Genomic DNA, 10,995 nt, shown 5'->3' on the forward strand with positions numbered 1-10,995 from the left:
TTAACTGCTAACTGCTAACTGCTAACTCCTAACTGCTAACTGCTAACTGCTAACTCCTAACTCCTAACTCCTAACTCCTAACTGATTTCCATATCCCAGGGAGCGGGTTGTCGTACTTGTTGCCAAACTGGACTGTATAGGGCTTCATCTAGTTCTCGTGCCATGTTCACCATTCCCTCATACCCTGCATAAGCGTGATGACGCTCTTGATTGATGTCGAGGAAAGGTATTCTCGCTTTGAGGGCGGTATATTGATTGCGACCTCCTGCAATCAGCATATCGGCATTAGTTTCACCAATTACTCTAATCAATTCCTGGGGATTCCCCTTAGACATCGTAATACCGTCTTTACCTAGCAAATCTTTTATTCTGGCTTTATCCTCTTCGGTGCTTTTCTTGGTGCTTGTGGCAACAACTTCCATTCCTAAGTCTTTGGCTGCTGAAATAATTGACCAGCTTTTTACTCCTCCTGTATAAAGCACAACTCGTTTGCCTTTTAATCTGGCGCGGTAGGGTGCCAATTTTTCGTCTAATTTGGCAGTTTCTTCTGCAATCAATTTTTCAGTCCGTTGCTGTAAATCGTCATCTCCTAATTTTGCTGCTACGTTTCTTAAAAAGCGGTTCATATCCGCAACACCGTAAAAAGACTCTTCGATATATGGAATGGAGTAACGCTCTTCCATTTTTCGTGCCATGTTAATTAAAGCTTTGGAGCAAATCATTACGTTCAGTTTGGCACGGTGAGCGTAGCATACTTCTTTGTAACGAGCATCTCCCGTAATTTTACTTAAGAGGCGAACTCCCAATTTTTCTAATATCGGCGTAACGTTCCACATTTCGCCTGCGATATTATATTCACCAATCAAATTAATGTCGAATGGTGTTGTATATTCCGGTTCACCTAAACGTTTACAACAACACCTTTTAGAATATTTTTTTTTAATGTAAAAAATAATCTCGAAATTATATTAAAATCTGCATAAATACTCTCTGCCAACATCCATATACATAATAGAGTCCTTTAAAAAAACATATTTGGCATGAATGGTAGAGTAACTATGAATACCTTATCAAGATATTGGAAAATTTGGCGAATTAATCCTGCGGCTGAAAATTTAGGGTATAAACAAATTTCAGTGACCGTTGCTCAAGATTTTGTCAATCATCAAGTTGATGATGTTAAAAATAATCAGACTCAAAATATTTTATTGTCGTGTTTTCACGCAGAAACCTCTGAAATGAATAAGCTTAATAGCGCTAGGGCAGGTCTTTGTCTTAGATGCTATGTTTCTGAACCGATATTAAAGCAATGTAAAAAAATAGCTTCTTTATTCAGTGGTGAAAAGCAATTTACTTATCGGGATTTATTACCGTTTGTTCTCAATGATGATGGAGAAAAATTAATTGTTTTAGATCGAGATGGAAAAACACAACTTATGATAGATGACGATTGTCAAATTAAGCCGTCTAGTTATAAATTATTTTCTGTTACGATATTGCAAACATTTAATGCTGAGCTACAATCTCGGATGAGCTTGGATAATTGGGCATATTTGCAAACCAAACAAAATCCCGAATTGAAGAAGTTTTTATCAGAATTCGGTTTTAATCATTTGAGCGACTGGGCTTTATTAAATCGAACTGGAAGCAAACAACTTGAACGATTCTTGATGCAAGAACGTTATGTTGTAGAAGCGTTTCATGCTGTTTATCGTCGAGACAGACAGCAACAACAAATCAAGGGAGCTAAAAAATGTCCCGATCCAACTAATGCTCAATTGCAAGAAATGTTAATTTATTTACAGCAGCATCAGATTTGGATTAATACTCCTGTACAGTTAATGAAAGAACTCAAGCAAATTGTGCAACAGCTAAGACAATACGATATTTGGAGTTCTAGAGAATCTTTAGATATATATGATGTTGAAAGCGGTACCTATGTACCGAGACCAGATTTATCTAGTTCATCCCTTGATTTGGTTGCTGTAGAAGAACAAGAATTTTCACAGTTTTTAAAAGAGCATCTTTATACAACTTTGACTCAAACAATTAAGCAACAAGTAGAAGCTAATATTGACAAATTACAAAAAAGTAAAAAATATGCACCTTTTGCTCAGAAATATATTCAGGGATTGGAATTGTACTACCACAAAGCAATGTCTTTAAAAGAAATTACTCCTAAGTTAGGAATGACAAGTTGGGACCAAGCAAGACGAATTTTAAATCCTGGAGAGCTTTTATCAAAAGTGCGTGCTAAAACGGTCGAGCAGATGTTAGAAAGTGTTTTGAAAAAAGCCGCAGAAAAAGGTTTAACTAAAATTCCACCAGAAGCAAATTATTTGATAGCTATAACAGAACAAATTGAATCTTATATTGATGGAGAAATATTTCAACAAGCGGCTGAAGAAATTAGAGCAGGACAAAATCGCAATATGAGTAGTGTATATGCTCAAGCTATTCGTTGTTATATTCAAGAATTTACGTCAAATTGCATCTCTATTAGGTAATTTTTCTTGTATTAATTATACTTGAAAATTATCTATCTATTGATAGATGCACAAACTAGAAGAATAGTAAATGATAATTAAAAATTGTATGAGATTTTGCTTGGAGATTGTATAATTTAATTAAATTAGATGAACAAAGCAATTCTCATCAATTTTGGAAGTGGCGACCTCAACAGTGGCTTTCCTAGAGTTACAGTGCAGCTATGGGTAGCGGGTTCTTCTCGACCCCAGCAATTTGTTGGTAGCCTACCTGCTGCTCCAATTTTGGCAAAATTATACAAACATTGGCAATCAATTTATACACACATTTGCTCTCGGTCAATAAACGCGAAAGAGTTACGCAAAGCAGCAAAAGCTGAATTTGTATATGAAGATGATGAGTTAGAAATTGAAAGCGAAGGCATTACTAATATTTCCCAAGTTAGCTTTGATGAAGTTTGTCAAAATCTGAAACAAAATCTGAATGCATGGTTGAATGAGCCGAATTTTTTTAGTATCGAAGCAAGAGTTACGTTTTAGAACGTATTTTACTCGACTTAATTCGACCGATTGCCCCAACTTTATTAAAAAAAATATTAACACAGGTAAGTAATTTTGATGGCTTGATTGAGCAATTATTAACTCGTTTATCTGTTAAACAACAAATTGAGTTTCACAGACAGATTGATTTGCTTTTAGCACAACCAGAAGTTGCTTTAGAAAATGAGGATAAGATTGATGAAGAATTTATTGGTATATGCCAACAAATATTATTTGAACTAATTGGACCAATAGCGCCAATTTTAATTCAAGAAGCTTTAATTTATAGTAATAATAATTTGACACAATTTGTAGAAACTTTAGCCGCAGAAATTCCCGATACCGAACTTCGTCTTGAATTTCAACAGCGCATCTTTAACCTTTCTGCTGATTGAGCAAATCCATCGCAATCAACAAACTAGCTTTCATTCGCTCAAAAGCGATCGCTAATAACCCAATTTCATCTTTGGAGTCTTCTTTAAAGTTACTGCTCATATCACCCGTACTGATAGCATTAGCAGTATTGGCAATATTTCTAACTCGTACAATCACAACTTTTTTCAAGAGAAAGTTAATCAGTAATATTACTGCAATAAAGTTGGAATTGCTTCGGGAATAAATTTTGAATCAGTTGTTAACATGGGTTGTAATAAGGGGTTAACATGGTCTTGGGTATAAAGTCTTAATGAATTCATTGTCGTCATCAACAATTCTGCTTGAATTGAAATCTCATACTGCGCTCTTTGATAAAGTACGTTCGATAGCGTCACACCGCTCAAGATAATACCGACTACAAATGCAATAATTAAAAGAATATTAAATTTAGCGTTAATCTTGATATTGTGAAAGCGAGTGTTTAATTTAGCCATATTAATTTTCTACATTCTCGCTTGTGATTTATATTTTTAGAGGGGGGTTAGCCTGGATTTCTCACAAGTAAGTGGTAAGCGTTGAGTGGCGGATTGATTTTCCCATTACTTACTACTCACTTATCATTACTACTTCCAACTTCCTTCTTGTTTGTGAGAAATGCGGGTTAGGGGGTTCTAAATGTCTCAAATAGACGTAAGTAAGTCTGGTTGTTGTTCCCTATATCTTCTCGATTATATTTTAATTTGAACTCAGCAAACAAGATGAAGGCACAATCAAGCCATACAATGATAGTGCATATGCTCGACGACTTGGCATTTATATTAAATTTGCTCTATTCCACCAAATAGATCGTTATAAACTGCATAAGCCCTGTTTGCTCACATCTATTTACCTTCATAGGGGAGGTAAAATCATGCCTAATTCAATTTATTCTCAAGATTTAAGACTTTTGTTGCCAGAAACCATCTGGTTAGAACCGGAACATTTTTTACTGGCACACCAGATTAGTTCTTCACTGATAACTAATGCTGCTGATGCTTGGCAAATCTATCTCAATACATTAGCCCTAATTGCTTTAGAAGTTTGGTTACAGGAGCGTTTACCGAATCAACTAGTTCTAAGGGATATTAATGTTATTGCAACTGCTGGAAATCTTACAATTGGTGAATATAAATTTTGCGCGATCGCAACTGAACATTTGCTTTCGGAAACTGTTGCGATACCACAAGAGTTAATAGCAAATCCAGAGTCTTCTGCTCATTTTTACGTGGTACTTGAGGTATTGGAAGAACAGGAAGAAGTTGTAATTAGAGGATTTTTACCTCACAATAAGTTAGTTGAGATTAAAAATAATTTAGAATTACCCATATCTGAAGGTTGTTATCAACTACCTCTGTCTTTATTTGATATTGAACCAAATCATCTATTACTTTATCAGCATTATGTGCAAGCAGCGGAATTTGCTGTATCTGTAGCTGAAAATAAAGATACTCAAGTAAGTGAAAATGTCTCAAAAATCTTACATTCAACCGCTACGAAATTAAGTGAATGGTTAGAAGGGGTAATTAATCAAGGTTGGCAAACAATAGATTCTCTTTGTAATCCACAATTAGGTTTAGCTTTTAGTACTAGAAATATTGATAAAGATACTAAAAGAGCAAAAATTATTGATTTAGGCATAGATTTAGGCAACAAAAAGGTAGCGTTGCTGCTAAATATATCCCCTGTCACATTTTCTTCTGTTGATTCTAAGCTTAAGGATAGTGAAAATGAAAATAAAATTAGTGTTTTAGCTCAACTATATCCAATGGGTGGAGAAAGATTTTTACCACACGATATCAAATTAATTTTGCTGTCTAAATCTGGTAAAGTACTGCAAGAAGTTACTTCGAGAATTCAAGATAATTACATTCAATTGAAACCTTTTAAGGGAGAATATGGAACAAAGTTTAGCATTCAAATAAGTTTCGAGAATACCATTATTAAAGAGGATTTTGAACTCTAAAAATGCTAACTTATTACTTATTTAGCAAATATTTAGCAAACAGATAACGGTGGAAATAGCTGAGAAAATAGATAAAATAAAATGACTAAATAAAAAACTCAGCGTCTGATTTGGTTGCGAAATTTGAGTTCTGCTTTAATTCTTAGTTTCGTAGTTATCCGAGGTTTGAATATTTATGGAGACCCAAAGCCTTGGTCAGTACAATCTAGTGTTGGGAAAACGATATTATCATTTATAAATTGTTATAAATATTCCCCATCATTAGCTTATTTCTTAATCACCCTTGGTATAGCTTTTTGATTACTTTATGTCTTTGAAATTCATAAAAATGTATTTTTTCAACCCCTAATCGTTTTTAGAAGTGTTCCATTATTCTTCTATATGATCCATCTTTGGTTGATACATTTTTCTGCCATTTTATTGGCGTTACCCAAATATGGGTTAAAAGCATTTTTTCTACCTTACTTGTTATCTAGCGCAATGCCAGATGATTATGGATATGATTTACACCACGTTTACGTATTATGGATACTGCATAAGTTGTTTTTCCCTGTACCCATTAATAAATAGGAGCCTATATATATCTAAAAACCTAAACCATATATGTATCGCGATGAAAAAAATCTTAATATTATCGGCGAATCCCAAGGATACTAATCAGTTACGCTTAGATGAAGAGGTACGGGAAATTAAAACAGCGTTAAAACTTAGCAAAAATCGCGAACAGTTTGAAGTTGTTACTGAGTCCGCTTTACGGGTGAATGATTTGCGTAGAGCGCTGTTGGATAATTTACCTCATATCGTTCATTTTAGCGGACATGGTTCGGGAAGCGATGGTTTAGCCCTGGAAAACAAGTTGGGACAAATGCAGCTTGTTAGTGGCGAATCTTTGGCTGAATTATTTGAATTGTTTGAGGAACTAATTGAATGTGTTGTGCTGAATGCTTGTTACAGCGAAGTGCAAGCTGAGTCTATTTACCAACATATTGATTGCGTAATTGGTATGAATCGTGCTATTGGGGATATGGCTGCAATCGAATTTTCTACGGGTTTTTATGATGCATTATCAGCAGGGAGAAGTTATCGAGATTCCTTTGAATTTGGTTGTGGAGCTATTAGTTTGCAGGGGATTCCTGAGTCAAAAACGCCACAAATTAAAGCCAGAAAAAATCTATATGCTTTGACAAAAGAGACACTAGAAAAATCAAAAATATCCGTAGAATCTACAGCAATGACACAACCAAAATATGCTGAATCTAACAGCGGTATTTCCCAAGGTATTAGCGGTGGGACAATGTACGGTGGGATGATAGCGTCACAGGGAAGCAATAACCAGCAAAATATGACTAATGCTCAAAATATAAATACACCGCAGCAACAGCAAAAACTCGTAGAAACGGCAAATGATATTAGAATACTTTTACAACGGTTAGAGCAAGAAAATCCAAGTAAAACTCATTCTCAAAAAATGATGGTTGTTGCTCAAGCTGTAGAGCAAATTGAAAATAATCCTACCTTTAAAACCTGTATTATCAGTGCATTAAAAGCAGGTGGAATGGAAGCTTTCAAAGAGTTAATTAATCATCCTTTAGTAAATATTTTTATGGCTGCTATTGATGGTTGGCTTTAATAGTCAGGAATAGCCTGAGTACAATCGGTGGTTGGTGAGTGATACACAGTAGGCTTATTACTACGTTCAGAATTTCTAATGTACAGCACCCAGAAGAGAAAATATGCCAGTTCCTATGCTCTGCATCGAAATGCATTCATTGAGGCAGAACCTTGTGCTTTAAGACAAGCAAGAGGCGGAACCTCTTAATATTATTACTATACAGAGCATGGTAACAATAATTTAATTATCATGAAAAAATTATGAATAAACCTATACAAAATTCCGGTATCGAGCAACAAGTAGAAAATTCTGAAGTACATGGAGGAATACAGGCAACTCAAGGAAATAAAAACGTCCAGGTACATGGTGAAGGTAATGTACTTACTTTTAATCAAACCGAAATTTTACAAATTTCGGAAAAGCAGATTACTAGTCGAGTATTAATTATATCTTCTCCCTACAAGGGTTTAAAAACATTTGAATCAAGAGATAAAGAATTGTTTTTTGGACGCGATAATTTTATAACTACTTTAGTTGATGAATTAGAACATACCAATTTAATCTTGCTTTTTGGCCCAAGCGGTAGCGGTAAATCTTCGGTGGTAAGAGCGGGTTTGATTCCCTGGTTAGAAAGCAAATATAGGACGGGGTTTATTAATTTGACATTTACTCCAGATGCTGACCCATTTGATTCTTTTTACACTAGTTTACGCAATAATAAATATCAGCAAGCTGAAGTGAATCTTGCACGCGAAGTCAAGGAAGAAACTTTAATTCAAGTAGTAAATAATCTCAAGAAATCTTCGGAGTTTTGGTTGATTTTTATTGACCAATTTGAAGAATTATTTACTATCAGCGATGAACATAAGCGGCGCGAATTTATCAATGGGTTAATGAAATTGAGTCAAGTAAAATTACCTGGTGTCAAAATAATGGCGACGATGCGGGCTGATTTTTTGGAAAAATTAAGCGATTTTCCCCAACTTGTGGAAGCAACACAGAAGCATCGTCCGATGATTGTAGAAATGCAGCGGAACGAATTACGCTTAGCAATCGAACAACCTGCGGCGCATCATGGGATGATTTTTGAACCTGGATTAGTAGATAAAATTATTACTGAGGTTCAAGGACAAGCGGGTTGTTTACCTCTGTTGCAATACACTTTAAAATTATTGTGGGAAGAAGAAGTCAGAACTGGTAGTATTAATGACCGGGTTTTGAATGCTAGTACATACGAAGATTTAGGCGGTGTAACGGGTGCGCTGCAACAACACGTAGATTCTATTTATGACAATTTGTCACCATCGGAAAAGTTGGCTGGACAAAGAATTTTTCTGAAGTTGGTTGGGATTGGCGAAAGTGCTGAATCCGGGATTGAGTGGAAACCCGTTCGCAGACGAGCGCTTTTATCTGAGTTTAGGGATGATGAAAGGGATGTGTTGTTAAAGTTGGTGAATGAGAATTTGCTGGTGAGTGATGCTGACTTATCTAAGACTGACTCGAAAAAGGAGTTATTCCGCTCGTCAAAGTCGGTGAAATCAAACTCGACAATCGAAATTACCCACGAAATTCTGCTGACTTGTTGGGATAAGTTAGATAATTGGATTAAGAAAAATCGTCAAGGTATTGCTGTACGTAACCGTTTATATGAAGATGTTAAACGCTGGCAAATAAAAAAACCAGAAGATGAACTGTGGACTGGTTCTAAGTTAGAGCAGATTTTGGAATTGCGGAAAGACGACAATTTTTACCAAGTTTTGGGTGGGTTTAATGACGAAGCGAATCGCTTTATTAATGCGAGTGTGGGGTTAAGAGATAGACAATTAAAAAGAGCTAGAATGTTTGCTTTAATTGGTTCAACCCTCGCAGGGTTGGCGAGTGTAGCCACTGTATATGCCTTGATTCAACAACAAGAAGCCCAAGAGCAAAGTATTATGGGTATAATCCAAAGCTCTGAGTCTCGCCTTCTTGCAAATAGCCAATTATATGCAATGAAGGAAGCAATCAAAGCCAAGAAACAATCAGATAGTCTTTGGATAAAAGATGCGAACACTCGCACTCAGGTAGACCTAGCATTATTAAATACAGTTCACAGCCTTGCCGTACCGAATACCTTGGGAGGACACGCAAACTGGGTTAATGGGGTGAGTTTTAGCCCTAACGGTAAGATGCTCGCTTCTGCTAGTTCTGATAATACGGTGAAACTCTGGAATAGCGAAACCGGCAAAGAAATTAGAACTCTCACCGGACACATAAAAATAGTTAAGGGGGTGAGCTTTAGTCCCAACGGTAAGATGCTCGTTTCTGCAAGTAGTGACAGGACGATCAAGCTCTGGGATGCCTACACCGGCAAACTGATTAAAACCCTTACCGGACATACAGACTCGGTTAATGGAATCAGCTTCAGTCCAGATGGTAAAACGATTGCTTCTGCAAGTGGTGATAACACCGTAAAATTGTGGAATACCGACACTGGCGAATTAATTAAAATCCTTGCCAGGCATACAAACTTTGTTCTGAGCATCAGCTTTAGTCCAGATGGTAAAACAATCGCTTCTGCAAGTGCTGACAACACCATAAAATTGTGGGATGCCGACACCGGCAAAGAAATAAAAACCCTACGCGGGCATCAAAACGTGGTTCGTGAAGTTAGCTTTAGTGCCAACGGCAAGACGCTCGCTTCTGCAAGTGATGACAAGACGGTAAAACTGTGGAATACCGACAGTGGCGAACCAATTAAAACCCTTGCCGGGCATAAAAGCGAGGTTTATGGGATCAGTTTCAGCCCCGATGGTAAGATACTCGCTTCTGCAAGTCGTGACAAGATGGTAAAATTGTGGAATACCGACAGTGGCGAACCAATTAAAACCCTTATTGGGCATAGAAGTACGGTTTATGGGGTGAGCTTTAGTCGAGATGGTAAAACGATTGCTTCTGCAAGTGCTGACAACACGGTAAAATTGTGGAATACCGACAGTGACGAACCAATTAAAACCCTTGTCGGGCATACAAATTGGGTTAATGGGGCGAGCTTTAGCCCCAACGCTAAGATGCTGGCTTCTGCAAGTGGTGACAACACGGTAAAATTGTGGAATACTGACACTGGCGAATTAATTAAAACCCTTACCGAGCATAAAAACTATGTTTATGCTGCCAGCTTTAGCCCCAATGGTAAAATCCTCGCTTCTGCTAGTGGTGACCAGACGGTAAAATTATGGGATGCCGACACTGGCAAACTAATTAAAACCCTTACCGGACATAAAAACGAGGTTCGTGAGTTGAGCTTTAATCCCAACGTTAAAATCCTCGCTTCTGCTAGTGGTGATCAGACGATAAAACTGTGGGATACCGACAGTGGTAAACTGATTAAAACCCTCATCGGACATGGAAACGCAGTTTATGGAGTTAGCTTTAGCCCGGATGGTAAAATCCTCGCTTCTGCTAGTGGTGACACGACGGTAAAACTGTGGAATACCGACAGTGGTAAAGTGATTAAAACTCTCACCGGACATACAAGCGAAGTTCTTGGGGTAAGCTTTAGTCCGGATGGTAAAATCCTCGCTTCTGCTAGTCGTGACACGACGGTAAAACTGTGGAATACCGACAGTGGCGAACTGATTCAAACCCTCGCTGAACATGGAGACACAGTTTTTGGGGTGAGCTTCAGCCCGGATGGCAAGATACTCGTTTCTGCAAGTGCTGACAAGACGGTGAAACTTTGGGATACCGACAGTGGAAAACTCATAAAAACTCTTATTGGACATACAGACTTTGTTTATAGAGTCAGTTTCAGCCCGGATGGTAAGATGCTGGCTTCTGTAGGTGCTGACAACACGGTTAAACTATGGAAGTGGGATGTTGATTATTTACTCAAGGAAGGGTGTGATTTTATGCGCGAATATTTTAAGACTTATCCTCCTGAAGATGAGAGCGAGAAGAAAATGTGCGATGGTGTGGGGATGTAGGAGATGGGGTGATGG

The 10,995-nt window shown here is 37.3% G+C and carries 9 protein-coding genes; 6 read left to right on the forward strand and 3 right to left on the reverse strand.

The genetic code is table 11. From position 1 onward, the window contains the following. Positions 1-77: 77 nt before the first annotated feature. Entirely contained in the window at positions 78-866 is a 789-nt protein-coding gene (locus IQ247_RS09585) for a nitrogenase component 1 (RefSeq protein WP_228059607.1), read from the reverse strand. A 192-nt stretch (positions 867-1,058) separates the two neighbouring features. Here IQ247_RS09585 and IQ247_RS09590 point away from each other — a divergent pair, with 192 nt between their 5' ends. The 3 genes from IQ247_RS09590 (at position 1,059) to IQ247_RS09600 (ending at position 3,421) form a co-directional block, all read left to right on the forward strand. Beyond that, entirely contained in the window at positions 1,059-2,507 is a 1,449-nt protein-coding gene (locus IQ247_RS09590) for a hypothetical protein (RefSeq protein ID WP_193919321.1), read from the forward strand. Between the two features lie 129 nt (positions 2,508-2,636). Next, positions 2,637-3,026, forward strand: coding sequence for an OTU domain-containing protein (locus tag IQ247_RS09595; RefSeq protein WP_193919323.1), 390 nt, complete (start codon positions 2,637-2,639; stop codon positions 3,024-3,026). A gap of 83 nt (positions 3,027-3,109) precedes the next feature. After that, positions 3,110-3,421, forward strand: coding sequence for a DUF8082 domain-containing protein (locus tag IQ247_RS09600; protein ID WP_193919324.1), 312 nt, complete (start codon positions 3,110-3,112; stop codon positions 3,419-3,421). Here the strand turns inward: IQ247_RS09600 and IQ247_RS32475 are convergent. Together IQ247_RS32475 and IQ247_RS32480 are read right to left on the reverse strand one after the other, a co-directional pair. Next, positions 3,402-3,578 carry a HAMP domain-containing protein gene (locus tag IQ247_RS32475; RefSeq protein WP_322745469.1) on the reverse strand — a complete coding sequence of 59 codons (177 nt, stop codon included), beginning with the start codon at positions 3,576-3,578 and terminating at the stop codon, positions 3,402-3,404. The genes IQ247_RS09600 and IQ247_RS32475 overlap by 20 nt on opposite strands. 32 nt (positions 3,579-3,610) lie before the next feature. After that, positions 3,611-3,895, reverse strand: coding sequence for a hypothetical protein (locus IQ247_RS32480; protein ID WP_228059609.1), 285 nt, complete (start codon positions 3,893-3,895; stop codon positions 3,611-3,613). Positions 3,896-4,311: 416 nt separating this feature from the next. Here IQ247_RS32480 and IQ247_RS09610 point away from each other — a divergent pair, with 416 nt between their 5' ends. The 3 genes from IQ247_RS09610 (at position 4,312) to IQ247_RS09620 (ending at position 10,980) form a co-directional block, all read left to right on the forward strand. After that, a complete protein-coding gene (locus tag IQ247_RS09610) occupies positions 4,312-5,403 on the forward strand; it encodes a DUF1822 family protein (protein WP_193919327.1) in 1,092 nt (363 codons plus the stop codon). A gap of 613 nt (positions 5,404-6,016) precedes the next feature. Beyond that, on the forward strand, positions 6,017-7,033 hold the full coding sequence (locus IQ247_RS09615) for a CHAT domain-containing protein (RefSeq protein ID WP_193919329.1): 1,017 nt from the start codon (positions 6,017-6,019) through the stop codon (positions 7,031-7,033). A 242-nt stretch (positions 7,034-7,275) separates the two neighbouring features. Continuing rightward, entirely contained in the window at positions 7,276-10,980 is a 3,705-nt protein-coding gene (locus tag IQ247_RS09620) for an nSTAND1 domain-containing NTPase (RefSeq protein ID WP_193919331.1), read from the forward strand. The last annotated feature ends 15 nt before the right edge of the window (positions 10,981-10,995 follow it).

It is taken from the genome of Plectonema cf. radiosum LEGE 06105 (assembly GCF_015207665.1).
Taxonomy (GTDB): Bacteria; Cyanobacteriota; Cyanobacteriia; order Cyanobacteriales; family Nostocaceae; genus Rivularia; species Rivularia radiosa_A.

Coding starts and splice junctions, on each gene's coding strand:
- IQ247_RS09590 (WP_193919321.1), top strand. CDS start 1,059: ATGAATACCTTATCAAGATATTGGAAAATTTGGCGAATTAATCCTGCG.
- IQ247_RS09595 (WP_193919323.1), top strand. CDS start 2,637: ATGAACAAAGCAATTCTCATCAATTTTGGAAGTGGCGACCTCAACAGT.
- IQ247_RS32480 (WP_228059609.1), bottom strand. CDS start 3,895: ATGGCTAAATTAAACACTCGCTTTCACAATATCAAGATTAACGCTAAA.
- IQ247_RS09610 (WP_193919327.1), top strand. CDS start 4,312: ATGCCTAATTCAATTTATTCTCAAGATTTAAGACTTTTGTTGCCAGAA.
- IQ247_RS09615 (WP_193919329.1), top strand. CDS start 6,017: ATGAAAAAAATCTTAATATTATCGGCGAATCCCAAGGATACTAATCAG.
- IQ247_RS09620 (WP_193919331.1), top strand. CDS start 7,276: ATGAATAAACCTATACAAAATTCCGGTATCGAGCAACAAGTAGAAAAT.